The organism is Actinokineospora spheciospongiae (assembly GCF_000564855.1).
Lineage (GTDB): Bacteria > Actinomycetota > Actinomycetes > Mycobacteriales > Pseudonocardiaceae > Actinokineospora > Actinokineospora spheciospongiae.
The window spans coordinates 1-24,417 of sequence record NZ_AYXG01000162.1 but is presented as its reverse complement, the minus strand read 5'-3'; the positions used below and the strand labels follow the sequence as shown (position 1 = coordinate 24,417).

20 protein-coding genes and 1 tRNA gene are annotated in these 24,417 nt (G+C 70.7%); 9 read left to right on the top strand and 12 right to left on the bottom strand.

Annotation, left to right across the window (positions count from 1 at the left end):
* Positions 1-58: 58 nt before the first annotated feature.
* The 3 genes from dnaK to UO65_RS21270 form a co-directional block, all read right to left on the bottom strand.
* Complete coding sequence (gene dnaK / locus UO65_RS21280; protein ID WP_035285451.1) at positions 59-1,906, bottom strand: molecular chaperone DnaK; 1,848 nt, start codon at positions 1,904-1,906, stop codon at positions 59-61.
* 155 nt (positions 1,907-2,061) lie between these two features.
* The gene (locus tag UO65_RS21275; RefSeq protein WP_035285449.1) at positions 2,062-2,784 is read right to left on the bottom strand and encodes a DUF4097 family beta strand repeat-containing protein; all 723 of its coding nucleotides are present in this window, start codon (positions 2,782-2,784) and stop codon (positions 2,062-2,064) included.
* Between the two features lie 184 nt (positions 2,785-2,968).
* A complete protein-coding gene (locus tag UO65_RS21270; RefSeq protein ID WP_035285448.1) occupies positions 2,969-3,541 on the bottom strand; it encodes a TetR/AcrR family transcriptional regulator in 573 nt (190 codons plus the stop codon).
* A gap of 276 nt (positions 3,542-3,817) precedes the next feature.
* Between UO65_RS21270 and UO65_RS21265 the strand changes: the two genes are divergently transcribed.
* Together UO65_RS21265 and UO65_RS21260 are read left to right on the top strand one after the other, a co-directional pair.
* Complete coding sequence (locus UO65_RS21265; protein WP_035285447.1) at positions 3,818-6,079, top strand: (Fe-S)-binding protein; 2,262 nt, start codon at positions 3,818-3,820, stop codon at positions 6,077-6,079.
* Between the two features lie 114 nt (positions 6,080-6,193).
* Complete coding sequence (locus UO65_RS21260) at positions 6,194-7,372, top strand: MFS transporter (RefSeq protein WP_035285445.1); 1,179 nt, start codon at positions 6,194-6,196, stop codon at positions 7,370-7,372.
* 32 nt (positions 7,373-7,404) lie between these two features.
* Here UO65_RS21260 and UO65_RS33515 read toward each other — a convergent pair whose 3' ends face one another.
* Positions 7,405-8,508, bottom strand: a complete 1,104-nt coding sequence (locus UO65_RS33515) for a carboxypeptidase regulatory-like domain-containing protein (RefSeq protein WP_052021469.1) — start codon at positions 8,506-8,508, stop codon at positions 7,405-7,407.
* Positions 8,509-8,690: 182 nt separating this feature from the next.
* On the opposite strand from UO65_RS33515, the gene UO65_RS21250 reads away from it, so the two are divergent.
* Positions 8,691-8,764: transfer RNA gene (locus UO65_RS21250), tRNA-Gly, on the top strand.
* 92 nt (positions 8,765-8,856) lie between these two features.
* Here the strand turns inward: UO65_RS21250 and UO65_RS38695 are convergent.
* The 3 genes from UO65_RS38695 to UO65_RS21235 all read right to left on the bottom strand — a co-directional run bounded on the left by UO65_RS38695 (position 8,857) and on the right by UO65_RS21235 (position 11,606).
* Entirely contained in the window at positions 8,857-8,991 is a 135-nt protein-coding gene (locus UO65_RS38695) for a hypothetical protein (protein WP_267880609.1), read from the bottom strand.
* A gap of 1,456 nt (positions 8,992-10,447) precedes the next feature.
* Positions 10,448-11,170: a Crp/Fnr family transcriptional regulator gene (locus UO65_RS21240; protein WP_035285443.1), complete on the bottom strand. Its 723-nt coding sequence runs from the start codon at positions 11,168-11,170 to the stop codon at positions 10,448-10,450.
* On the bottom strand, positions 11,154-11,606 hold the full coding sequence (locus UO65_RS21235) for a DUF4304 domain-containing protein (RefSeq protein WP_035285442.1): 453 nt from the start codon (positions 11,604-11,606) through the stop codon (positions 11,154-11,156). The genes UO65_RS21240 and UO65_RS21235 overlap by 17 nt, the downstream gene beginning before the upstream one ends.
* A gap of 436 nt (positions 11,607-12,042) precedes the next feature.
* On the opposite strand from UO65_RS21235, the gene UO65_RS21230 reads away from it, so the two are divergent.
* Together UO65_RS21230 and UO65_RS21225 are read left to right on the top strand one after the other, a co-directional pair.
* On the top strand, positions 12,043-12,774 hold the full coding sequence (locus UO65_RS21230; protein WP_035285440.1) for a LuxR C-terminal-related transcriptional regulator: 732 nt from the start codon (positions 12,043-12,045) through the stop codon (positions 12,772-12,774).
* A gap of 147 nt (positions 12,775-12,921) precedes the next feature.
* Complete coding sequence (locus UO65_RS21225) at positions 12,922-14,754, top strand: acyl-CoA dehydrogenase (protein ID WP_035285439.1); 1,833 nt, start codon at positions 12,922-12,924, stop codon at positions 14,752-14,754.
* A gap of 92 nt (positions 14,755-14,846) precedes the next feature.
* Here the strand turns inward: UO65_RS21225 and UO65_RS21220 are convergent, their stop codons facing one another.
* Positions 14,847-15,113: a type II toxin-antitoxin system RelE family toxin gene (locus tag UO65_RS21220; RefSeq protein ID WP_035285438.1), complete on the bottom strand. Its 267-nt coding sequence runs from the start codon at positions 15,111-15,113 to the stop codon at positions 14,847-14,849.
* A gap of 3 nt (positions 15,114-15,116) precedes the next feature.
* Positions 15,117-15,368: a type II toxin-antitoxin system Phd/YefM family antitoxin gene (locus tag UO65_RS21215; protein ID WP_035285436.1), complete on the bottom strand. Its 252-nt coding sequence runs from the start codon at positions 15,366-15,368 to the stop codon at positions 15,117-15,119.
* A 95-nt stretch (positions 15,369-15,463) separates the two neighbouring features.
* Here UO65_RS21215 and UO65_RS21210 point away from each other — a divergent pair, with 95 nt between their 5' ends.
* The 4 genes from UO65_RS21210 to UO65_RS21195 all read left to right on the top strand — a co-directional run bounded on the left by UO65_RS21210 (position 15,464) and on the right by UO65_RS21195 (position 20,496).
* Entirely contained in the window at positions 15,464-17,332 is a 1,869-nt protein-coding gene (locus tag UO65_RS21210; RefSeq protein ID WP_052021467.1) for an NHL domain-containing thioredoxin family protein, read from the top strand.
* Positions 17,333-17,403: 71 nt separating this feature from the next.
* Positions 17,404-17,697, top strand: coding sequence for a GroES family chaperonin (locus UO65_RS21205; RefSeq protein WP_084176032.1), 294 nt, complete (start codon positions 17,404-17,406; stop codon positions 17,695-17,697).
* 14 nt (positions 17,698-17,711) lie between these two features.
* A complete protein-coding gene (locus tag UO65_RS21200; RefSeq protein ID WP_035285430.1) occupies positions 17,712-19,595 on the top strand; it encodes a VanW family protein in 1,884 nt (627 codons plus the stop codon).
* 82 nt (positions 19,596-19,677) lie between these two features.
* The gene (locus tag UO65_RS21195) at positions 19,678-20,496 is read left to right on the top strand and encodes a DUF1206 domain-containing protein (RefSeq protein ID WP_035285428.1); all 819 of its coding nucleotides are present in this window, start codon (positions 19,678-19,680) and stop codon (positions 20,494-20,496) included.
* A gap of 82 nt (positions 20,497-20,578) precedes the next feature.
* Here the strand turns inward: UO65_RS21195 and UO65_RS21190 are convergent, their stop codons facing one another.
* From UO65_RS21190 to UO65_RS21180, 3 genes are all read right to left on the bottom strand, one after another.
* Entirely contained in the window at positions 20,579-21,037 is a 459-nt protein-coding gene (locus tag UO65_RS21190; RefSeq protein ID WP_035285426.1) for an SRPBCC family protein, read from the bottom strand.
* On the bottom strand, positions 21,038-21,769 hold the full coding sequence (locus UO65_RS21185; RefSeq protein ID WP_052021466.1) for a class I SAM-dependent methyltransferase: 732 nt from the start codon (positions 21,767-21,769) through the stop codon (positions 21,038-21,040).
* Between the two features lie 88 nt (positions 21,770-21,857).
* Positions 21,858-24,080: a translocation/assembly module TamB domain-containing protein gene (locus tag UO65_RS21180; protein ID WP_152552199.1), complete on the bottom strand. Its 2,223-nt coding sequence runs from the start codon at positions 24,078-24,080 to the stop codon at positions 21,858-21,860.
* Between the last annotated feature and the right edge of the window lie 337 nt (positions 24,081-24,417).

The window sequence follows — 24,417 nt, the reverse complement described above, 5'->3', positions numbered from 1 at the left end:
CCGCCCTCGCGCACAACCTGAGGCTCCTCGGCGGAGGTCTCGTCGCTGTGCTTGTCGGTCACTTCTTGTCCTTGTCCTCGTCGACGATCTCGGCGTCCACCACGTCGTCCTCGGGCTTGGCGTCGGCCGGGGCGCCCTCGGCACCCGCGGCGGCGTCGGCCCCGGTGTTGGCGTAGAGCGCGGAGCCCATGGCCTGCGACTCGGTGCTCAGCTTCTCCATCGCCGACTTGATCGCGGCGATGTCGGTGCCCTTGAGCGCCTCGGTGGCCTCGGCGATCGCGGCGTTGACCTTGTCCTTGGCCTCGGCCGGGAGCTTGTCCTCGTTGTCCTTGACGAACTTCTCCGTCTGGTAGACGAGGGTCTCGGCCTGGTTGCGGACGTCGGCCTCCTCGCGGCGCTTCTGGTCCTCCTCGGCGTGCGCCTCGGCGTCCTTGACCATCCGGTCGATGTCCTCCTTGGGCAGCGCCGAGCCGCCGGTGATGGTCATCGACTGCTCCTTGCCGGTGCCCAGGTCCTTCGCGTTGACGTGCACGATGCCGTTCGCGTCGATGTCGAAGGTGACCTCGATCTGCGGCACGCCCCGGGGGGCGGGCGGCAGGCCGGTCAGGTCGAAGGTGCCCAGCTTCTTGTTGTCCGCGGCGAAGTCGCGCTCACCCTGGAACACCTGGATGCCCACGGTGGTCTGGTTGTCGTCGGCGGTGGAGAAGATCTCCGAGCGCTTGGTCGGGATGGTGGTGTTGCGCTCGATGAGCTTGGTGAACACCCCGCCCTTGGTCTCGATGCCCAGCGACAGCGGGGTCACGTCGAGCAGCAGGACGTCCTTGACCTCGCCCTTGAGCACACCGGCCTGGAGCGCGGCGCCGATGGCCACGACCTCGTCCGGGTTCACGCCCTTGTTGGCCTCGCGGCCGCCGGTCAGCTCCTTGACCAGCTCGGCGACGGCGGGCATGCGGGTGGAACCACCCACGAGCACCACGTGGTCGATCTCGCCGATGGACACGCCCGCGTCCTTCACCACGTTGTTGAACGGGGTGCGGGTGCGGTCGAGCAGGTCGGAGGTGATGCGCTGGAACTCGGCCCTGGTGAGGTTCTCGTCGAGGAACAGCGGGTTCTTGTCCGCGTCGACGGTGATGTAGGGCAGGTTGATGTTGGCGCTGTTCGAGCTGGACAGCTCGATCTTCGCCTTCTCCGCGGCCTCGCGGATGCGCTGCAGCGCCATCTTGTCCTTGGTGAGGTCGATGCCGCTGGAGGACTTGAACTTGTCCACCAGCCAGTCGACGATCCGCTGGTCCCAGTCGTCGCCGCCGAGGTGGTTGTCACCGGAGGTCGAGCGGACCTCCACGACGCCGTCGCCGATCTCCAGCAGCGACACGTCGAAGGTGCCGCCGCCGAGGTCGAAGACCAGGATGGTCTGCTCCTTGGCGCCGCCCTTGTCCAGCCCGTAGGCCAGCGCGGCCGCGGTCGGCTCGTTCACGATCCGCAGCACGTTGAGGCCGGCGATCTGCCCGGCCTCCTTGGTGGCCTGGCGCTGGGCGTCCTCGAAGTAGGCGGGGACGGTGATCACCGCGTCGGTGATGGTCTCGCCCAGGTACGACTCGGCGTCGCGCTTGAGCTTCATGAGCACCCGCGCGGAGATCTCCTGCGCGGTGTAGTCCTTGCCGTCGAGCTCGGTCTTCCAGTCCGTGCCGATGTGCCGCTTGACCGAGCGGACCGTGCGGTCCACGTTGGTCACGGCCTGGTTCTTCGCGGGCTGTCCGACCAGCACCTCGCCGTTCTTGGCGAACGCCACGATGGACGGGGTCGTCCGCGAGCCCTCCGAGTTGGCGATGACCGTCGGTTCACCGCCCTCGAGGACGGCGACGACGGAGTTGGTCGTCCCCAGGTCGATGCCGACCGCACGCGCCATGATTTCCTCCTGCTTGACCCTGTGGTGTCTGTCGGGTTGAGCGTACCGGGCTCAGGTTCGAGACTTGAGTCGGACCCGCTCAACCTTCCTGACTCCCACAACGAGGCACCCCGGGGAGTTGTTCCCGGGGTGACCTGGCTCTCACTGTTCTCTTGTCAGGCGAAGCCGATGGTGATGTCCCCGGAGTTCGCGTCGAGGTCGAGGTGGTTCGCCGCCCCCAGGTCGTCGCCGACCCGGTTGTCCACCTCGCCGCTGTCGCTCTTGGCCGACACCCGGTACGCCCCGCGCGGCACGGTGACCTGGATCGACCCGCTGGAGGCGCGCGCGGCGACCCCGGCCGCTTTGGCCGCCCGGATGGTGATGTCCCCCGAGTCGGCCTCCACCGCCACGGTGTCCCCGGTGTCGACCAGCTCGACCGAGCCGGAACTCGCGGCCACCCGGACCGGCCCCCCGACCTCCCGCACGGTCACCGACCCGGACGAGGACCGCACGTCGACCGCCGCGGCCCCCCGGACCTCGACGTCCCCCGACGACGACTCCCCGAGCACCCGCACCCCCTCGGGCACCACGACGGTGTAGTCGACCCAGCAGTTGCGCTCCCCGCACCCCGAGAGCACCAGCTCGTCCCCCTCGACCCGGAACGTCGTCCCCGGCCTGCTGCTGCGGTAGCCGACGTCGCGGTGCACGCTCGCGGTCTTCCCGACGCTGATCCGGACCGACCCCGAGTCGGTGTCCAGGCGGACCCCTCGTACCGCCTGCTCCACCTTCGCGTCATCGGAGAACGTCTCCTGCTGGAACGCCCCGCACCCGGTGAGCACCCCGCTGAGCACGCCACCCACCCCGACGGCCAAGAGCACCGCCACCACCCGCCGACCCATTCCGTCCCCCTCCTGCGGCAACCCGACAACCGGAACGCTATTGACCTGGGGCGACGGGAACCATCAGGGAGACCCCCGACCCATCCCTGAAGTTGCCCCTACCCCCGGATGGCGGCGAACCTCCATCCCACCTGCTCCGTTCGGGGTGGAGTGTCCCCTGTGGACCGGGACGACCCGAACCCGGTCAGCGCAGCGGTTCCAGCAGGTGCTCGACCACCGGGAGCAGCTCGGCCGCGGTCGGCGGGTCGTCGTCGATCAGGCCCTGGAGCAGGATGCCGTCGACCCCGGCGAGGAAGGCCCGGAACCCGACCTCGTCGGGCTGGCGGCCGAGGCTGGTGAGCACGTCGAGCCACTGGCGGGCGGCCGGGCGCAGGGCCGGGCGGCGGGCGGCCAGCAGGTACAGCTCGTACTCGGCCATGGTGCGGCCGCGCTGCGGCCCGAGGGCCTCGGCGAGCGTCTCGGCGACCGCGCCCGCCTGGCTGCGGCCCTTGATCCGGCTGGACTCGATCCCGTCCCGGATGCGGGTGGCCATCCGCTCGGCCGACCAGGTGAGGGTGCCGACGACCAGGTCGTCCAGGGAGGCGAAGTGGTAGGTGAGCGACGCGGGCGGCACCCCGGCCTCGGCGGCGACGGTGCGGTGGGTGACGCCCGCGACCCCGTCGCGCTCGATCACCCGGAGCGCGGCCTCGACGATCTCGGTCCGCCTGCGGTCGCCGCGGGCGCGGCGGCCGTCGACGCGGCGGTAGGCGGTGCTCACCGGCGACCGGGTCCAGGGGCGCTGACCAGTGCGGGAGGCACAATTCCGCCGCACCGGGGTGACAATTTCCGCCCCCGCGCGCCCGTCGCCTCGCCGTCGGGGGCGGGGACCAGCAAGATGAACGCGGACATGACCGCCAAGTTACCTGGACGATCGTCCAGGTAGTGCGGAGGTCTGCGCCACACTTGTCCGACTTAGGCTTCGCTTACCTGGTTACTGGCGAGTAAGAAGGCGTAGGGTCTCGCTCCAAACCGACTGACGGAAGGTCACCACAGCATGGGTGCCGTGCAGCTAATCCTCGGTCTGATCGCCGTCGCGGTCAGTCTCGTGGCCTGGAGCATGTTCGTTCGCACGATCCTGCGAATGGTGAAGGTCGTCCAGTTGGGGCAGCCCGACCCGACCCGCAACGGCCCGTTCGTGCCCAGGATGAAGACGCTGATCACCGAGTTCGCCGCGCACACGCGGATGAACAAGTTCCGGCACGTCGGCTGGGCGCACTGGCTGGTGATGTGGGGCTTCCTGATCGGCTCCGCGGCGCTGTTCGAGGCCTACGGCGAGGTGTTCGTCCCGACCTGGGGCTGGCCGGTCCTGGACCACTGGAACCTGTGGCACCTGCTGATGGAGCTGCTGGGCGTGGCCACCATCATCGGCGGCGTCGCGCTGGTCATCATCCGCCAGCGCAACCACCCGCGCCGGGCCGACCGCCAGTCGCGCTTCCAGGGCTCGAACTTCTGGCAGGCGTACTTCGTCGAGGCCGTGGTGATCTTCGAGGGCATCGGCATCCTCGGCGTCCGCGCGGGCAAGGCCGCGCTCGGCGCGCACGAGCTGCCCACCTGGGCCGCGTTCGTGTCCAACCCGCTCGGCGAGATCCTGCCCGCGAGCCCGAACCTGGTCTCCGCGCTGGCGTTCATCAAGCTCATGGGCGCGATGGTCTGGGTCTACGTCGTCGCCAAGTACATGACGATGGGCGTGGCCTGGCACCGGTTCAGCGCGTTCTTCAACATCTACTTCAAGCGCGAGGCCGACGGCGGGGTGGCCCTCGGCGCCCTCAAGCCGATGATGTCCGACGGCAAGCCGCTCGACTTCGAGGAGGCCGACCCGGAGAAGGACGTCTTCGGCGCGGGCAAGGTCGAGGACTTCACCTGGAAGGGCTGGCTGGACTTCACCACCTGCACCGAGTGCGGCCGCTGCCAGTCGCAGTGCCCCGCGTGGAACACCGGCAAGCCGCTCTCGCCCAAGCTGGTCATCACCCAACTGCGCGACCACGCCTACGCCAAGGCGCCCTACCTCCTCGCCGGTGGCAAGAAGGACATGATGGGCGAGGAGATCGGCCTCACCGGCGACAACCCGCACGCGGGCATCGACGTGCTGGCGCTGGCCGAGGCCGAGCGCCCGCTGATCGGCGGCGTGGACGAGCTGGGCGTCATCGACCCCGAGGTGCTGTGGTCGTGCACCACCTGCGGCGCCTGCGTCGAGCAGTGCCCGGTGGACATCGAGCACGTCGACCACATCGTCGACATGCGCCGCTACCAGGTGCTGATCGAGTCGAACTTCCCGTCCGAGCTGGGCGGCATGTTCAAGAACCTGGAGAACAAGGGCAACCCCTGGGGCCAGAACGCCAAGGACCGGCTGGCCTGGACCGAGGAGCTGGACTTCGAGGTCCCGGTGTTCGAGGGAGAGCTGAGCGACGACACCGAGTACCTGTTCTGGGTCGGCTGCGCGGGCGCGTTCGAGGACCGGGCGAAGAAGACCACCCGGGCCGTCGCCGAACTGCTGCACACCGCGGACGTGAAGTACGTGGTCCTCGGCTCCGAGGAGACCTGCACCGGTGACCCGGCGCGGCGCGCGGGCAACGAGTTCCTGTTCCAGATGCTGGCCCAGCAGAACGTCGAGGTCATCAACACCGTCTTCGAGGGCCGCGAGGCGGGCAAGCGCAAGGTCGTGGTGACCTGCGCGCACTGCTTCAACACGCTGGCGAACGAGTACCCGCAGCTCGGCGGCAAGTACGAGGTCGTGCACCACACGCAGCTCCTGAACAAGCTGGTGCGCGAGCGGCGCCTGGTGCCGGTGGCCAAGGTCGCCGAGGACGTCACCTACCACGACCCGTGCTACCTGGGCCGCCACAACAAGGTCTACGAGGCGCCGCGCGAGCTGGTCGGGGCGTCCGGGGCGAAGCTGCGGGAGATGCCGCGGCACGAGGAGCGCTCCATGTGCTGCGGCGCCGGTGGCGCCCGGATGTGGATGGAGGAGCGGATCGGCAAGCGGATCAACCTGGACCGGGTCGACGAGGCGCTGGGCACCGCGCCGTCGAAGATCGCCACGGGTTGCCCGTTCTGCCGGGTGATGCTGACCGACGGCGTCACCGCCCGCCAGGCCGACGGCGCGGCCGGTGAGCACGTCGAGGTGGTGGACGTGGCGCAGTTGCTGCTCGCCGCGGTCAAGCGGGGCCAGACCGAGCCCGCCGACACCCCGACCGATGAGGTGGGCACCGGCACGCCGCTGCCGGACGAGGACAAGTCGCCCACCGCGGGCAACTGACCTGACCCGAGGAGGGGCCGCGACCTGCTGGTCGCGGCCCCTTCCGCATTTCCGGGTGTTCGCAATGTGGGATGACAGTTCCGCGATGCAGGATAAGTTAGCTACGTTAACGATATGACCGAGACCGCCGACCGCACCCGGAGGCGGTGGCTCGTCCTCGCCGTCGCCGTCGCGGGCCAGGCCGCCACCAGCACCCTCGTCTACGGCCTGCCGTTCCTGATCCCCGCCCTGCGCGCGGCCGAGGGCCTGGACCTCGCCCAAGCGGGCGGCATCACCGTCGCCCCGGTGCTGGGCGTGCTGGTGGCGCTGATCGCCTGGGGCGCGGCGGCCGACCGGTTCGGCGAGCGGGTCGTGATGACCATCGGCATGACCGGCACCGGCGTGGGCGCCCTGGCCGCGGCGCTGCTGCCCGGCATCCCGGCGCTGGCGGCGTCCCTGGTGGTCGCAGGCGTGTTCTCCGCGTCGATCAGCGCGGCCAGCGGCCGGGCGGTGCTGGGCTGGTTCGGGCCCACCGAGCGCGGTCTGGCCATGGGCATCCGCCAGACCTGCCAACCGATCGGCGTCGGCATCGCGGCGCTGGCGCTACCGCCGGTGGCCGGGGCGTTCGGCTACCGGGCGGCGCTGCTGGTACCCGCCGCGCTGTGCCTGGTGTGCGCGGTGCTGGTGGCGCTGGCCCTGCTGGACCCGCCGCGCCAACCCGCGAAATCCGTGGCGGCCACCCGCTCGCCCTACCGCGGCGGGCGGCTGGTGCGGGTGCACCTGGCCAGCGCGCTGCTGGTGGTGCCGCAGTTCGTGGCGGGTACGTTCGCGCTGACCTACCTGGTGTCCGAACAGGACTGGAACCCGGTGGCCGCGGGCGCGCTGCTGGCGGCGGTGCAGGCCCTCGGCGCGGCGGGCCGGATCGGCGCGGGCGTGTGGTCCGACCGCGTCGCCAGCCGGATGCGGCCGATGCGCACCATCGCCGCCGGGGCGGCGCTGGCCCTGGTGCTGTGGGCGATCGGCGACCAGGTGGCGCCCTGGCTGGCGGCGGTCGGCCTGGTCGCCACGATGGTCATCTCGGTCACCGACAACGGCCTCGGCTTCACCGCGACCGCGGAACTGGCGGGCCCGTTCTGGGCGGGGCGGGCACTGGGCATCCAGAACACCGGGCAGAACGCGGTGGCCCTCGCGGTCGCCCCGGTCTTCGGCGCGCTGGTGCCCGCCGCGGGCTGGGTGTGGGCACTGCTGATCGCGGCGGTCGTCCCGGTGGCGGCGATGGCGCTGACACCGGTGAAGGGCGAGGGGATCGGCTAGGGGCACCGGAGCGCCCCCAGCCGATCCCCGGATCAGACGGCGTTGATCGTCTGGGTCAGGACGTTGTTGGCGGGGTCGCTGTCCGGGAAGTCGCCCGGGTGCACGGTCAGGGTGACGTCGGCGGCGGAGAAGGCGTGCTCGACGACGACCCGGGCGCCGATGAACTCGTTCGCCCCCGGGGTGCGGCGCTGCGGGAACTCACCGACGACGCTGCGCCCCTGCACGGTCGAGGGCATCCCACCCGCGCGGTCGACGATGCGCAGGCCCGCCGGAACGGTGAGCGTGGCACCGAGGCGCTCGGGCACGTTGCCGCTGGGGAAGACCGAACCGTAGACCGTGAAGGTGTCACCGACGGCGAAGGTCGTCTTGCCCGCGGGCTGCCCCTCGAAGATGATCTGACTGGTCGACAGGTCGCTGGTGGCCTTGAGGTAACCGACGTCGACGGTCAACGCCTCGGTGGTGAGCGCGTAGCGGTGCGAGTTCCCGGTGACCGGGTCGATCTTGGAGTCGAACGGCTCCCCCGGGAAGCTCTCGACGATGCCCCGGGTGAAGCCGAAACCGCGCTGCGCCAGGTACTGCGGCTGCACGACCGCCTCCCCGCCCAGGGGCAGGTCGTGGGCGCAGTAGCGGCCCGACGCGTCGGTGACCGCCTGGACCAGCATCGGGGTGTTGACGGTGACCTGGACCGCGGGCAGCACGAACTCCCCGCTCTCGCGCATTCCGTCGCCGTCGGCATCGTCCCAGGCGGTGCCGCAGACCTCGCCGCCGCGCAGCCCGAAGTCGGCGGTCGCCGTCCGGCCGGGACGCACGCGCACGTCCACGTGGCCCGGGGTGGTGCGCTCGTAGGTCCACCCGGAGCCCACGGCGACCCGGTAGCGGCCGGGCGCCAGGGCGGGAACCTGGTAGGTGCCGTCGGACCCCGCGTACACCTGGGTGCTCTCCCCGGTCGACAGGTTGTCCACGCGGATGCCCGACATCGGGGCCGGGGCGTCGCCGAAGCCCAGGGTCCCGGAGGCGTCCCGGTCGAACCAGACGAGCCCGGAGATGCCCCCGGTGTCCGCCGCAGCGGCCGGGACCGCACCCAGCAGAGCGCCGCCGGTGATCACGGCCGAGACGAAGGCGGTTGCGCCGATCATGGTGTTTCCCCCCAGAGAAGGTGTTTCCTGCTGACGGGGAGAACTCTGGCGGTGCGCCCTGGAAATCGGCACCTGCGCGCCTACAAGCGCGCTGCAAGCCCTGCCGACGGGGGTGGAGGTCCATGCCCGGCCCACCCCGGTCACCACCCGCGGGACAGGACCGTGTATCCTCTGATCGTCTTGCGGATGTAGTTCAATGGTAGAACATCAGCTTCCCAAGCTGAATACGCGGGTTCGATTCCCGTCATCCGCTCCAGAGCTGTTCCAGCAGCTCAGAGGCCCTGTGACCGGATCTTCGGTCACAGGGCCTCTGCTGTTGAGGCACCCCCTCGTGCAACGAGCGTGCGACTAGCTCTCAGTGGGCTTCTCCCGGTGCCGGTCGACCAGCTTTGACAGTCGGTCGGCGATCGTGAGGTCCGCTCCACTGGTCGCCCGCTGGTAGATCAGCGCGGCCCGCATGTCGTCGTGCCCCATGCGCGCCATGAGGTCTTTCGTGCCGACCCCGGCCTGAGCCGCCAGATGTCACCCGCGTGCCGCAGGTCGTGGAGCAACAGTGGTTCTTGGCAGAGTCACCCTTCCTCGACTAAGCGTAAAGGCGGTGAGGCAACCCTGAAGGATACCAACATCCAGGCGTTCCAGACCCCACCTCTCCATCCAAAGCAAGATGCAGCGCCCGGCCGCACCACGGGCGCGACACGCCGAAGGACAGCCATCGCGCGACACGCCGAAGTAATTTATTCACAAGGTTGTACACAGCTTCTGGCCAGGTGTTATGGAAAAATATCGCGCTTCTGTCCCCAAAGTTATCCACAGTTTGAAGCGGTGCTATGCACCGAATATCGGCCTATACACAACTTATCCACAGGCGTGTGCCATGGGGCGGTTGCACGCTCTCGATGATCCAGTCCAGACTTTCCCTGACGCCGCTGCCAGCGGTGTCGCGTTTGGACACCCTCCTTCGTGCCCGACCTGAACCGGTTGGGCCGGGCAAGTCGGCTCTCCGGCTCGACGGAGTATGCAGCCGACAAGGAGGTGTGGGTGTCGAAGCACCGCAAAAAGAGGTACGGCCGTGGCTCTGAGCCCCCGGCTGGCCGGGACAGGAACGCGACTCCTACCCGGCTCAGCACGGTTGTCCTCGTAGCTCAGGTCGTCAGCCTGATTCGATCGATCACTGACTTCCTGAACAGCTAGGAAGGGCGCCGTCGGGCATGAGAAACGTCTCTGTCCGGCGGCTTCTCTTTGTCCGAAGAACGAGCCCCAGACAGTTCTTAGCGTCTCCTACATCCTTTGCGAGGTCAAGGCAGCCGTCCACATGACACCCGGGTTGACGCAGTTCACGGCTGTATGTGCAGGAAATCTGTGGGCCTGTCCGGTGGCGCTGCGGGTCGGGTCCATCGCACCCCGGCGCGGCCTGCCGCTTCGCTCACGGTCACGCGGGCGCGCGGCACGGCTTGGCCGCACGATCCGCGCCCTACTCGGCGAGGCGGTGCCAGAGGCATAGGCGCGGCTCATGCTGTGGGTTCATGAGGGAGTGAGAGCACAGGCAGGGCGTGCCACTGTCCTGCAATGAGTGTGCGATAAGCACAGGTCATGAGGGGTCAACAGCGGTCAACCAGGGCAGGGCTCGGCCGCAGGTCGTGGGCACTGCGGCGGTGGATCGGCCAGATTCCAAGCTGAATACGCGGGTTCGATTCCCGTCATCCGCTCCACGCGCTGAAGAGGGCGGGCCACCCACACCGGGTGGCCCGCCCTCTTCGCGTGCGCGTCAGACCGCGGTGCCGACGATGAAGCCGAGGAACCAACTGGTCAGGCAGAGCCAGGTCGCGGCGCGGGTGGCGGCTGCGGCGGTGAGCAGAAGCTTCATGTGTCCTCCTTGGGGCCCGGTACGGATGAGGGTGCTCCGCTTTCCGGGAGGGGGCGCTGACAGCGTGCAGGTGGGCTATGTGCCATTTGGCGGGTCGCCGAGGAAGGCGGTGAGGACCTCGGGGCGGGTGACGAGGATGCGGCCTCGGGCCGGTGGTTCGACGATGCCCCGGTCGCGGAGGAGGGAGATGGCTCGGGCGACCGCGCGCAGGGAGGCGCCGATTGAGTGGGCGATGTCCTGCTGGGTCAGGGGGAGGGCGAGGACCACGCCCTCGGGGGTGCGCACGCCGTGGGCGGGCAGGAGGCGGGCCAGGTAGACCGCGACGCGGCGGTTGACGTCGAGGGTGGCGGTGTCGGTGCGGGCAGTTTCGGCCTGGACCAGGCGGGAGGCCATCTGGCGGGCCAGGCCGAGGGTGATGCTCGGCCGGGTCTCCAGGAGTTCGACGAAGCGCTCGCGGCGCAGTTGCACGGCGGTGATCGCGGTCAGCGTGCGGACGGTGGCCGTGCGGACGGTGGGCGCCTGAGTGCGCTCGCGCAGGGCGGCGAGGTCGCCGAGGACGTCGCCGGGGCCGCGGAAGGCGACCAGGAGTTCGCCGCCGTCGCGGGTGACCGCGTCGACCCGGACCCAGCCGGAGACCAGGACGAGGACGTGGTCGGTGGGGTCGCCCTGGCGCAGGACGACCTCGTCGGCGGGGAAGGTGCGCGGGGTGCCCCGGTCGAGCAGCAGCCGCCGGTCGGCGGGCTCCAGGTGGGCCAGCAGCGAACCGGCGACGGGCTCGGGGTCAGCTCGCCCTGGCACGCATCTGGGCGCGCATCGCGGGCAGGCCGAACTCCCGGACCGCGGTGAGCACTTCCCTGGACACCCTGGTGAACGGCCTGCCCGCGTCGACCTGCCACCACAGGTCGCCGATCGGCACGCCGCTGCCGACGAGCATCACGTCGCCGATGCGCTCCTGCCAGGCGCCCGCGGTGTGGCCCGCGGCGCGCAGGTACGGCCGGATGCGTAGCTGCGAACTCCACTCGTCGGTGGAGCTGACGCTGAGCGTCAGCGTGAACCTGGTGCTGCGCGGGGTGCTGGTCTGCAGGATGGCAACCTGGCCGACCTGCCCGTCCGCGAGCACCCGGAAGCGCTTGCCCATGCCGGACAGGCCCAGGGCCCGCAGGCCCGGCGCCAGCCCGGTCTCCACCATCAGCCGGAACCACTCGTCCGCGTTGCGGACCGCTCCTGCTTCCAACGCCGCCCCCCTTGCTCGTCGGATTCCCGTTCTGGGCACAGCCCCCACGGCGCGCCCCCGACCGACCCGCCCGCGCGGACCCCCGGACCCGAACGGGCCCACGGACTCCTCACGGAGAGCGGTTCGCCGCGGAGCGCGTCCCACCGCGCACCCACTGCGCACACCCATTGCGATCGGTCGGTCACCGGGTTTCGGTACGAGCCTAACCCGGTGCACCGACAGTTCCCGCACCCCGCCGGTTGCGGATGAATCACTCTCGTGGATCTGGACAAGCACGGACGGCGACCACCACCATGTCTGTGGCGCGAGTCACAATGGCCATCCCCTTTAGGGGTGACTTTGCGACCGGGTGGTCCGAGACAGAAAACTGCACGTCACGGTATGCCGATGGCGGCGTCACGTAGCACGGTCGAGTGACACCCGGGAGGACACACTGATGCCACGCAGCACCACCCCCAGACCCGTCGGGGGACCCGGCGGCAACGAGGCCGCGGGCCTGTCCCTGGCCCTCGTCGACGGCGTCCCGATGTTCCGCGAGGGGCTGTCGGCCCTGGTCCTGCGGACGAAGGGCCTGCGCTGGCTCGGCGCGACCGACACCCCGCAGGGCGCGCTGCAGTTCGCCGAGCGGTACCGGCCGGACGTCGTGCTGATCGACTCCGGCCTGGACCCGCGCCAGCACCTGAGCCACACGCTGAGCGGGGCGAACCCCGACCTGGCGATCCTCATCCTGGTCCGCGACGGCCACCGCACCACCCAGTACGTGGCGACGGCGATCGCCGCGGGGGTGCACGGCGTGCTCCTCCGCTCGGCCGAACCGCCGCAACTGCTGGAGGCGATCAGCGCCACGCACCGGGACCGCCGCTACGTCGACCCGGCGCTCGCGGCCACCGTCGCCGCGCCGCGCGCCCGGCTGGCGCAGGTCGGGGAGACCGAGCAGCAGCCGCTGTCCCGGCGCGAGTTCCAAGTCCTGCAGCTCATCGCGGACGGCCTGGAGAACCAGGCGATCGCCAAGATCCTCTACGTCTCGGTGGAGACCGTGCGCACCCACGTGAAGAGCATCCTGAGGAAGCTCTCCGCGCGGGACCGGACGCACGCCGTGGCGGTCGCGTTCAAGATCGGCGTGCTCATCGCACCACCCCTCCGGCGGTCGCCAGACGACGGGACGTGACCGGAAGCACAGGTCCACAACCGCCATCCGAGCGACTTTCCTTGCCGTGGTTACCCGCAAGTAATACCCTGTTGTTACCGGTGAGTAGCACGCTTCTGCTCGCGGCTTGACTTACCCGCACGAGCGTGAGGGACACGGAGCAACCAGATGGGTCACTACAAGAGCAACGTCCGCGACCTCGAGTTCAACCTCTTCGAGGTCTTCGGCGTGCAGGAGCGCCTGGGCAAGGGTGTGCTGGCCGACTCGGACGAGGACACCGCGCGCGGCGCGCTGGCCGAGTTGAACAAGCTCGCCACCGGCCCCCTCGCCGACTCGTTCGCCGACGCCGACCGAAACCCGCCGGTCTACGACCCCAAGACGTTCAGCGCGACGCTGCCCGAGTCGTTCAAGAAGTCCTTCCAGGCCCTCTGGGACGGCGAGTGGTGGCGGCTCAGCCTCAACAACGACATGGGCGGCCTGGGCATCCCGCCGTCGGTGCAGTGGGCCGCGGCCGAGCTGATCCTGGGCGCCAACCCGCCGCTGTTCATGTACCTGGCAGGTCCCAGCTTCGCCATGGTGGTCGACGACAACGGCACCGAGGAGCAGAAGCGCTGGGCCCGGATGATGATCGACGACGCCTGGGGCGCCACCATGGTGCTGACCGAGCCGGACGCCGGTTCGGACGTGGGCGCCGGTCGCACCAAGGCCGTCAAGCAGGACGACGGCTCCTGGCACATCGACGGCGTGAAGCGGTTCATCACCTCGGCCGACCAGGACATGACCGAGAACATCATGCACCTGGTGCTCGCCCGCCCCGAGGGCCACGGCCCGGGCACCAAGGGCCTGAGCCTGTTCCTGGTGCCGAAGTTCCTGTTCGACCCGAAGACCGGTGCCAAGGGCGAGCGCAACGGCGCCTTCGTCACCAACGTCGAGCACAAGATGGGCATCAAGGCGTCCACCACCTGCGAGCTGACCTTCGGCCAGCACGGCGTCCCGGCCAAGGGCTGGCTGCTGGGTGAGGTGCACAACGGCATCGCGCAGATGTTCCAGGTCATCGAGTACGCCCGGATGATGGTCGGCACCAAGGCGATCGCCACGCTGTCCACCGGCTACCTCAACGCGCTGGAGTACGCCAAGGAGCGCGTGCAGGGCGCCGACCTGCCGAACATGCTGGACAAGACCGCGCCCCGGGTGACGATCACCCACCACCCGGACGTGCGCCGCTCGCTGATGCTGCAGAAGGCCTACGCCGAGGGCCTGCGCTCGGTGTACCTGTACACGGCGACCTTCCAGGACCAGATCTGGACCAAGGACGGCGACGAGGACGCGCTCAAGCTCGCCGAGCGGGTCAACGACCTGCTGCTGCCGATCGTCAAGGGCGTCGGCTCCGAGCGGGCCACCGAGCAGTTGGTGCAGTCGCTGCAGACGCTGGGCGGCTCCGGCTTCCTGCAGGACTACCCGATCGAGCAGTACATCCGCGACGCCAAGATCGACTCGCTGTACGAGGGCACCACCGCCATCCAGTCGCTGGACTTCTTCTTCCGCAAGATCGTCCGCGACAAGGGCCAGGCGCTGGCGTTCCTGGCCGGGGAGATCGGCAAGTTCATCGAGGCCGAGGGCGGCAACGGGCGGCTCAAGAACGAGCGCGCGCTGCTCAAGCAGGCGCTCGAGGACGTCCAGGGCATGCTGGGCTCGCTGATCCAGTACCTCACCGCCTCGCAGGAGGACCCGCAGAGCATCAACAAGGTGGGCCAGCACAGCGTCCGCCTGCTGATGGCCACCGGCGACCTGCTGGTCGGCTGGCTGCTGCAGCGGCAGGCCGAGGTCGCGATCGCCAAGCTCGACGGCGGCGCGGCGGGCAAGGACAAGGCCTTCTACGAGGGCAAGGTCGCGGTGGCGTCGTTCTTCGCCAAGAACGTGCTGCCCGAGCTGTCGGCCGGTCGCAAGATCGTCGAGGGCGCGGACAACGACCTGATGGAGCTGGACGAGTCGGCGTTCTGAGGACGCCGGTCCCACAGCGCTGACGACGGCCCCCGGATTCCCACCCGGGGGCCGTTGCGCGTCCACACTCGATCTGCTGACCTCTTCGGAAGTCAGAGGTCGCGGTAAACCTCACGGCGGTGGGCGACCCGTACGACAGTCACCACCACCCTGGTGTCCTCGACCTGGTAGACGACGCGGTAGTCGCCGACCCGGATGCGCATGACCCCGGAGGGCAGGCCGGTGAGTGCCCGACAGCCGAAGGGGCGCGGGTCACTGCCCAGCGCCGTCACCGCCAGCGCGATCCGCCTGCTGGCCTGTTTATCCAGTTTGCGCAGCTCTCGGAGTGCTGCCGCTGTCCACTCGATCTCGTAGAGCACCGGTCAGGCAGCACCGAACTCAGCAAGGACATCCCGGTGGGATGTGCGCGCCTCGGCAGATGCCAGCGCCTCTTGGGCCGCAGCCAGATCGGCTTCGTCCTCCGCCACTTCCAGCCGTCGAAGGTCCTCGATGGAGACGACAGCGGCCACCGGACGACCGTGCCGGGTCAGGATGGTGCGCTCGTGGGCGTGCTCGACCTTGGCCACCACCTCACCGAGGTGGTCCCGGGCTTCACTTATCGGCAACTCGGACATATGCCAAATCGTACAAAATGGGGACTTGATTCGCCAGTCCCGTGAGCCAGTCCGCTGGATCACCCACCAACGGACAAGATCATCTTTCCTACCATATGGACGTTGGAACACCCCTTTTCAGGCTTGTGTTGACTCTGCCTGTGACATCAACGCAACGCCTGCCGCGGGTCCGAGCGGCCGAGTTGGTCGGTCGGGGCTGGCTGAACACCGGTGGGCGGGACCTGCGCCTGGGGGACTTCCGCGGCAAGGTGCTGCTGCTCGACTTCTGGACCTTCTGCTGCATCAACTGCCTGCACGTCCTCGACGAGCTGCGCCCGCTGGAGGAGGAGTTCGCCGACGTCCTGGTGACGGTGGGGGTGCACTCGCCGAAGTTCGCGCACGAGGCGGACCCGGTGGCGCTGGCGGCGGCCGTGGAGCGGTACGGGGTGCACCACCCGGTGCTCGACGACCCGGAGCTGACGACGTGGCAGGCGTTCGCGGTGAAGGCGTGGCCGACGCTGGTGGTGGTCGACCCCGAGGGGTACGTCGTGCACGTCGCCGCGGGGGAGGGGCACGTGGAGGCGTTGCGGCGGGTGGTCGCGGAGGTGGTGGCCGTCCACGAGGCGAAGGGGACGCTGCACCGGGGGGACGGGCCGTACGCGCCGCTCGTGCCGGAGGTGACCGAGCTGCGGTTCCCGGCGAAGGCGGTCGACTCCGGGGACGGCACGGTCCTCGTCGCCGACACCGCGCACCACCGGGTCGTGGAGGTGGACCGGGACGGGGAGACGGTCCTGCGCGCCTTCGGCACCGGGGAGCGCGGGCGGGCGGACGGCGTGGACGCCACGTTCTCCGAACCCTCCGGTGTGGCCGTGCTGCCGGACGCGGTCGCCGAGGTGGTGGGGTACCGGTTCGTGGTGGCGGACACGGTGAACCACCTGCTGCGCGGGATCGATCCGGTGACCGGCGCGGTGTCGACGGTGGCGGGGACCGGGGCGCAGTGGCGCAACGGGCCGACCGACGGGCCCGCGACCTCGATCGACCTGACCAGCCCGTGGGACCTGGTGTGGTGGGAACCCGCCGGTGGCGTGGTGGTCGCCATGGCGGGCAACCACACGCTGGGGCTGTTCGACCCGGTGGCGGGGACCGTGCGCAGGTTCGCCGGGACGACGGTGGAGGGCCTCAACGACGGGCCCGCCGCCGAGGCGTTCTTCGCGCAGACCTCCGGCCTCGCCGCCACCGGGGACCGGTTGTGGCTGGTCGACGCGGAGACCTCCGCGCTGCGCTGGGTGGACACCGCGTTCACCGTGCACACCGCCGTGGGCAAGGGGTTGTTCGACTTCGGGCACCGCGACGGCGACGCGGACCAGGCCCTGCTGCAGCACCCGCTCGGGGTGACCGCGCTGCTCGACGGGAGCGTGGTCGTCGCCGACACCTACAACGGGGCGCTGCGCCGGTTCGACCCGGTGACCGGGCGGGTGAGCACGCTGGCGACCGGGCTGGCGGAGCCGTCCGGGGCGGTGCTGGTCGACGGGGAGCTGCTGGTCGTGGCCTCCGCCGCGCACCGGTTGGAGCGGCCGGTGGCCGCCGCGCGGCTCGTCGACGGGCAGGCGCACCAGGTCAAGCGGCCGCCGACCGACATCACCGCGGGTGAGCTGGAGCTGGCCGTGGTGTTCGAGCCGCCGCCGGGGCAGAAGCTCGACCTGCGGTGGGGGCCGTCGACGCGGTTGGAGGTCACCTCCTCGCCGCCGGGGCTGCTGGCCGAGGGGGCCGGTGCGGGGACGGACCTGAGCAGGCGGCTGGTGGTGGCCGAGGGGTTCACCGAGGGGGTGCTGCACGTGGTGGCGCAGGCCGCGAGCTGCGACGACGACGGTGCCGAGCACGGGGCGTGCCACCTGACCAGGCAGGACTGGGGGGTGCCGGTGCGCGTGGGGCCGACCGGACCGGGCCGGTTGGCCCTGGTGCTCGGCGGGCTCGACCGGAACTGATACCACGGCTGCGGGTCGCCTGCGAGTGGACGGTTACCATTCCAGCGGTGGAACACAAGCTCGAGATCCAGATGCTCCAGGACCGCCTGCTCGTCCGCCTCTCCACCGAGGACGGCGAGCGGCGCAGCACCGGCGGCATCGTGATCCCGGCCACCGCGCAGATGGCCCGACGACTGGCCTGGGGGGACGTGCAGGGCGTTGGCACCAGCGTCCGCAACATCCAGGTGGGGGACCGGGTGCTGTTCAACGCCGAGGACCAGCACGAGGTCGAGGTCCACGGCCAGACCTACCTGGTGATGCGCGAGCGCGACGTCCACGCGATCGCCAGCGAGCGCACCGAACACGGAACCGGGTTGTACCTGTAACGGAAGGGTGAGCCGTGCCCGACGAGCACAACTGGCCTGGGTCGAACGGCCCGCACTGGCCGGAATCGCACGCCGAGCAGACCGATCTGCTGCCGAAGGTCCCCGCACCCGCGGGCGGCTGGGACGCCGCCACCGAGCGGTTCGGCCCTTCCGGCGCACCGGTGTCCGGGTCGCTCCCCGAGGAGCCCCCGGCCAAGGCGCGCAACCGGCGCAAGCCCGCGATCATCGCGGGTGCGGTGTTCGGCGCGCTCGTGGTGCTCTACGGGCTCGACCTGGCGCTGTCCTCCGGCAACGTGCCGCGCGGGGTCAGCGTGGCGGGGGTCGAGGTCGGCGGCCTGTCGCACGGGGAGGCCGAGAAGGTCCTGCGCGAGCGGATCGGCCCCCGGCTGTCGCGGCCGGTGTCGGTGCGCGCGGGTGACGTCGAGCAGCAGCTCGACCCGGCGACCACCGGGCTGACCCTGGACTGGTCGGCCACCCTGGAGCAGGCGGGCGACCAGCCGCTCAACCCGATCACCCGGATCGGCTCGTTCTTCAGCAGCTCCGAGGTCGGCGTGGTCACCGGAACCGACGAGCAGAAGCTGACCGTGGCGATGGAGAAGCTGCGCGCGGAGACCGCCAAGGACCCGGCGGAGGGTGGCATCCGCTTCGACGGTGCCACCGCGGTCGCGGTCGAGCCGGTGCCCGGCCAGCAGTTGCGGGTCGACCCCGCGCGCGAGGCCCTGGTGTCGAGCTGGGCCGACGGGCAGACCGTCGAGCTGCCGGTGGACACCACCCCGGTCAAGACGACGAAGGAAGCCGTGCAGGCGGCGTTCGAGCAGGTCGCCAAGCCCGCGGTGTCCGGCCCGGTGATCGTCAAGGGCGAGGGCAAGGACGCCACAATCGAACCCGCCGTCATCGCCACCGCGCTCACCTTCGAGGTGGCCGAGGGCGGGGTGCTCAACCCGAAGGTCGACAACGCCAAGGTCGTCGCCGCGGTCCAGCCGCAGCTCGCCTCCACCGAGAAGGAGGGCAAGGACGCGCAGGTGGTCTTCGAGGGCGGCGCCCCGACGGTCACGCCCTCGGTGGACGGCCTGGGCGTCAAGTACGACACCGCGTTCAACACCCTGCTCGACGTGCTGAAGAAGACCGACGGCCGCGAGATCAAGGTGGAGTACACCAAGAAGCCCGCCGCCGTGACCACCGAGCAGGCCAACCAGTTCGGGGTCAAGGAGGTCATCGGCGAGTTCTCCACCAAGGGCTTCGCCGCCGACTCCGGCGTCAACATCCGCGTGGTGGCGGAGAAGGTCAACGGCGCCATCGTCAAGCCCGGGGAGACGTTCAGCCTCAACGGTTTCACCGGTCCGCGCACCGCCGCGCAGGGCTACGTCGAGGCGGGCGTCATCAAGGACGGCGCCCCCGGCCGCGAGGTCGGCGGCGGCATCTCCCAGTTCGCCACGACGCTCTACAACGCGTCGTACTTCGCGGGCCTCAAGGACGCGGGCCACAAGGAGCACAGCTACTACATCAGCCGCTACCCGGCCGCCCGCGAGGCCACGGTCTTCCAGAACCACGACGGCAGCAGCGTCATCGACCTCAAGTTCACCAACGACGCCCCGACCGGGATCGCCATCCAGACCATCTGGACGTCGAACTCGATCACGGTGAAGATCTGGGGCACCAAGCGCTACACCGTCGAGTCGATCCCCGGCGCCCGCAGCGCCGAGACCGCGCCGCAGGAGAAGCCCGGCCCCACCACGGGCAAGTGCTCCCCGAGCAACGGCGCCCCCGGCTTCACCACCTCCGACACCCGGGTGCTCAAGGACGCGGCCACCGGCCGGGAGGTCCGCCGCGACACCCGCACGGTGAAGTACAACCCGCAACCCAAGATCGTCTGCCCGCCCGCGGCCCCGGCAGGCTGAGCCGAACGGCCCAACGTCGTTTGAGGCCGCCCACCAGGTGAAACCTCCTCGTCGTCCTGATGGACCCGAGGAGGTTTCACCGATGACGAGCATGTCCGGCACGGCCCGCCGCGCCCAGGAGAACAACAGGGTCAAGGTGTTGGGCCGGGCGGGCATGGCCTGCTTCGGCCTGGTGTACCTGATCGTGGCCTACCTGGCGGTGCGCATTGCCGTCGGCGGCGGTGGTCAGGAGGCGGACCAGAACGGTGCGCTGAGCGAGATCTCCAGCACCACCTTCGGTTCGGCGGTCCTGTGGGTCCTCGCGGTGGGGCTGTTCGCCTTCGGCGTCTGGCAGCTCCTGATGGCCGCCGTCAGCTACCACTGGGTGGAGGAGGGCCGCAAGCGCACCTTCAAGCGCGTCGGCGCCGCGGTCCGCGGTGTCGTGGGCATCTCCCTGGGCGTCGCCTCGATCCGCTACGCCACCGGCGGCGGCAGCCAGGGCGGCGACGACAAGCAGCAGGAGTGGACGGCCAAGGTGCTGGAGCTGCCCGCGGGCCGGTTCCTGGTCGGCGCGGTGGCGCTGGTCGTGATCGGTGTCGGCGTGGCGAGCATCGTTTCCGGTGTGCGCAAGTCGTTCATGAAGGACCTGGACACGAGCGAACTGCCCGCCGGGTCGCGCACCTGGGTGGAGCGCCTGGGCATGGTCGGCAACATCGCCAAGGGCGTGGGCATCGCCATCGTGGGCGTCCTGCTGGGCTTCGCGGCCGTGGACTCCAACGCGGGTGAGGCGGGCGGGCTGGACAAGGCGCTGCGGACGCTGGCGGAGCAGCCCTTCGGCACGGCCCTGCTGATCGCGGTCGCCCTGGGCTTCGCCGCCTTCGGCGTCTACTGCCTGGCCGCCGCGAAGGCGCACCGCACGTAGGACTCGAACGGCGAGAGCCCCGACCGCGTCTCGCGGGTCGGGGCTCTTGTCTTTTCAGCGAATGTCGTCTCCGGCGAGCGGGTCAGGACTCGGCGGCGGCCTTCAACCGCTCCAGCGTGACCTCGATGTTCCGCTGGTTCTGCGCGACGCGGTCCCGGACCCCGGTCCCCAGCACCGTGATCGGCAGGTACCACGACGGCCGCCGGTCCCAGGTGCTCTCCGTCAGCGTGCACCCACCGGCACCCGGCTCGATGTCGTACTGCCACCGCGACACCGGCAACCCGAACGACTTCACCTCGAAGGCGAACCGGTTCGGCGCCGCGTCGGTCACCGTCGACGTGGTGGACCACCGCCGCCACCCCCGCCGGTTCGACCCGCGGAACCGGGCCCCCACCGCGGCTCCCGACGCCCCGTCGAGCCACGTGCCGCCGGTGAACTCCTCGGCGGCGGAGGCCATCCCCGGCAGGTCGCTCACCAGCGCGTACACCCGCTCGGCCGAGGCGGAAACCTCCACGCAAGCCTGTGCGGTCGGCTCGGTCACCTAGTCCTCCTCGGTCGGCGGGCGCCTGGTGACGAACACTAGCGGCGCCGTCTCGACCAGTCGATGCCCGGCGCGCGCCTCCTCCACCATCTGCGCCGCGGCGGTGTCGCCGAGTTCCGCGCGCAGCTCCCGCTCGTGCCGCAACCACAGGTCGAACAGGCGCAGCCACCGCGCGTTCGCCCCCTCGTGCACCAGGCGGTCCTCCAGCACCAGCCCGGCCTTCTCCACCATCGCCGTCCAGCTCGACGCGCCCTCGCGGCCGGTGAACACGAACCGCGCGCCCGGCCGCAGCACCCGGCAGACCTCGGTCAGCGCCGCCAGCCGGTCCTGGGCGAACGGCAGCGCGTCGATGCTGACCGCGCCGTCCACGCTGGCGTCCTCCAGGGTCGTGGCGTCGAACGAGCCGCGCTGGAAGTGCGCCCGGCCGAGCAGGCCGAAGCTCTCCGCCCGAGCCGCGGCCGAGCGCAGGGCGGCGGGGGAGAAGTCGATGCCGACCAGGCGGGTGGCGGTGGCCCTGGCGAGCCACAGGCCGGGACCGCCGCGACCGCAGCCGAGGTCGGCCAGGAGCTGGCCGGGCGAGAGCTTGAGCGCGCCCACCACCGTGCCCAGCAGCCACCAGGAGCAGGAGCTGAACGTCTCCAGCTCCGCCGGGCAGTCGTCGCCGAATGCCTCGGCGTAGAGGCGGTGGGTGAGCGGGGTGGTGTTCCCGGTCTCCGCTTCGACCGCGGTCATCGGGCGGCTCTCGCGGCAGTCACAGCTATCACATCGTCGGACGTTACCCTCAGCGGTCGGGCGGTCACACCCCAGGTGGCGCGGCGGCTCAGGTGGTGCGGCGCAGCATCCGGGTCAGACCGGCGGCGACCGTGGTGGCCAGGACCCAGCCCAGCGCCACCAGCACCAGCGAGATCCACTGCGAGGCACCGGAAACCGCCCACCGGTTCTTCTGCCCGAAGTCGACGATGGGCACCAGCAGGTCGAGGGTGTAGACGACCGGGTTCCAGAAGATCTGGTCGTCGCGGTTCCCCTTGACCGGATCGGGTTGCAGGCCGAACCAGACGGCGCCCAGGACCAGGAACGCGATCAGCCACACCAGGGCGCGGGCGGGCCGGTAGCCGTAGCCGACCATCAGCCGCTGCAACCAACTCCACAGCAGCACACCGGGTCCGAGGAAGCGGGAGCCCGCGGCGAGCGCCCGGTAGCGCAGGCGCTGCTTCTCCACCAGCACGTTCGCGGCGTGCTCCTCGTTGCCCGCGGCGCGCAGCATGGTCGCGAGCTGGTCGTACGGGCCGGGCCGGTAGCTGCGCATCCCCGCCCGCAGCCAGGCCAACCGCTGCGCCACCCGGTCGTCGTCCTGCAGCCCGACCGGGTCGGCGAGGGAGTCGTAGCGGAAGTCCTCCAGGTCCATCCGCCCCTCGGCGCGCCAGAACTTCTCGTCGTCGGCGAGGGTGGCGCACCGCAGGTGCCGCAGGTCGACCCGACCGCGCGGCGGTTTGGCCACCAGGACGTGCAGTTCCTGGGTGCGCACACCGAAGGCGTTGAGCGCGACCCTGGTGCTGCCGGACCCGATCTCGGCACCGTTGAAGGTGGTGGTGCGCCCGATCTCGGCGCGGCGCATCCGGATCTCGCCCGCCGCGGCGAACGGGCGGCCGGAGCCGCCGCAGTGCAGGTCGCGGCCGACCTGGGCCACGCGCAGGTCCAACAGCGGCTTGGTGGTGCCGTCGGGGTGGTGGCCGGGGCGCAGCAGCCTGCTGCCGCGCAGGTCGAGGTTGGCGCCCACCTTGACCCCGGGCAGCAGGACGGAACCGAACACCAGCAGCGAGCGGCCGTTGAGGTTGCCGCCGCAACTGAACCGCCTGCCCTCGATGGCGTCGCCGTCGCGGTTGCTGAACACGGAGTTGTCGAACAGCGCGGTGCCCTGCACGGCCACGTCGACGATGCGCACCTGCCCGGCGAACCGCGCGTCCCTGGCGTCGAGGCCACCCCGGATGTCGGTGCCGTCGAGGTGCACGGCCCGGTCCGGGTACGGACCGGCCTGGGCGCGGCTGTCGAACCGCTCCTCGAACAGGTCCCGGTGGTCGGCGCCCGCGGACAGGTCGATCGTGGCGTGGTTGAACCGCAGCGCGCCGCCGATGGAGGCGTTGACGATGCGGACCGTGCCGGTGCTGGCGAACCCGCGGTCGAGGTTGACGTTGCCCTCCACTTTGGACCGATCGGCGATCAGCGCGGCGTTGGCGTCGAAGAACGGGTCGTCCAGCGCGAGCTGCCCCGCGGGCTCGGTGCGCGGCTGGATGGTGGCCCCGCGCATGGAGAAGTCGCTCTCCACCTTGGCGCTGGGCAGGAAGACCTGCCCGAGCGCGCGGAACGGGGTGCCCGTCGCGTCGGTGTCCAGGCGCAGGTTGCCACCGGTGTGCAGGCCGTTGCCGTTGAGCGCGAAACCCCTGGGGTTGCGCAGCAGCGCACCGGCGAAGTCGACGTTCCCACCGCAGCGCAGACCGGGGATGCGGACCTCCCCGGTGGTCTCCAACCGGGCGGCGAGCAGGGCGCCCGCCAACTGGAGCCGGTCGGCGTGCAGGGCGGGCCGGTCCTCGGTGGCGGCGATGCGGGTGTCGCTGAGCACCAGCGAACCGCGCACCTGCGCGTCGGTGAGGTCAACCGTCCCGGCGACGACGGTGCCCGCGCCAAACCGCACGTCGTTGTCGCTGGACAGGTTGCGCCCCAGCAGACCGGGCAACCGGCAGTCGGTGAACTCCACCCCGGCCAACCGCGCCTGCCGCACGTCCGGCGGCTCGGCGAACCGGCAGCGGACGAACTCCAGCAGGTACGGCGATTCCACCCCGCGCAGGTCCAGCACCCCGACCAGGTACCGGTCGGCGATGCGCACCACCGGCGCGGTGTTCGGCCTGCGCCTGCGCAGCACCCCACCCCGGTCGTCCTGCTCCACGACCCGCTTGACCACCTCGGCGGCGGCCAACCTGGCCGACTCCGGCGGGTGCGGGTCGTGCGGGTCGAACCCGATCTGGAACGGCTCCCCGTTGTCCGCCACCGCAACCCCCCTCGACAGCCCGGGGGTACGACGTACGCGGGTGACGCCCCGTTCCCGCCCGGCCACCCGGAGTGTGCCAGGCGACCGACGGGACCGGTCCGGGATCGGCCCCCACAGCAGCCACCCCCGACACCCGCCCGCCCACCAGCCACCAGGAACCCGCCCGGCGCAGCGGCCGACCGCCCCGAAACCGGCGGCCCGGCTACGGCCACGCCCGGGTGGGTGGTTCTGCTTGGGTGGGGGAGCGATCACGTGCAAGCCTGTCCGGGCAGTGGGGCACTCCTTTCGCCCCACTCGGTCACGCCGGGCACGTGATCGCCGTAGGGGCCCCGCCCAA

What these genes read in the sequence shown, in the direction of transcription:
- UO65_RS38695 (WP_267880609.1), bottom strand. Translation starts at nt 8,991, where the DNA reads ATGGCGCGCATGGGGCACGACGACATGCGGGCCGCGCTGATCTACCAG.
- UO65_RS21230 (WP_035285440.1), top strand. Translation starts at nt 12,043, where the DNA reads ATGCCACGCAGCACCACCCCCAGACCCGTCGGGGGACCCGGCGGCAAC.
- dnaK (WP_035285451.1), bottom strand. Translation starts at nt 1,906, where the DNA reads ATGGCGCGTGCGGTCGGCATCGACCTGGGGACGACCAACTCCGTCGTC.
- UO65_RS21185 (WP_052021466.1), bottom strand. Translation starts at nt 21,769, where the DNA reads ATGACCGCGGTCGAAGCGGAGACCGGGAACACCACCCCGCTCACCCAC.
- UO65_RS21265 (WP_035285447.1), top strand. Translation starts at nt 3,818, where the DNA reads ATGGGTGCCGTGCAGCTAATCCTCGGTCTGATCGCCGTCGCGGTCAGT.
- UO65_RS21275 (WP_035285449.1), bottom strand. Translation starts at nt 2,784, where the DNA reads ATGGGTCGGCGGGTGGTGGCGGTGCTCTTGGCCGTCGGGGTGGGTGGC.
- UO65_RS21260 (WP_035285445.1), top strand. Translation starts at nt 6,194, where the DNA reads ATGACCGAGACCGCCGACCGCACCCGGAGGCGGTGGCTCGTCCTCGCC.
- UO65_RS21195 (WP_035285428.1), top strand. Translation starts at nt 19,678, where the DNA reads ATGACGAGCATGTCCGGCACGGCCCGCCGCGCCCAGGAGAACAACAGG.
- UO65_RS21205 (WP_084176032.1), top strand. Translation starts at nt 17,404, where the DNA reads ATGCTCCAGGACCGCCTGCTCGTCCGCCTCTCCACCGAGGACGGCGAG.
- UO65_RS21210 (WP_052021467.1), top strand. Translation starts at nt 15,464, where the DNA reads ATGGACGTTGGAACACCCCTTTTCAGGCTTGTGTTGACTCTGCCTGTG.
- UO65_RS21225 (WP_035285439.1), top strand. Translation starts at nt 12,922, where the DNA reads ATGGGTCACTACAAGAGCAACGTCCGCGACCTCGAGTTCAACCTCTTC.
- UO65_RS21215 (WP_035285436.1), bottom strand. Translation starts at nt 15,368, where the DNA reads ATGTCCGAGTTGCCGATAAGTGAAGCCCGGGACCACCTCGGTGAGGTG.
- UO65_RS33515 (WP_052021469.1), bottom strand. Translation starts at nt 8,508, where the DNA reads ATGATCGGCGCAACCGCCTTCGTCTCGGCCGTGATCACCGGCGGCGCT.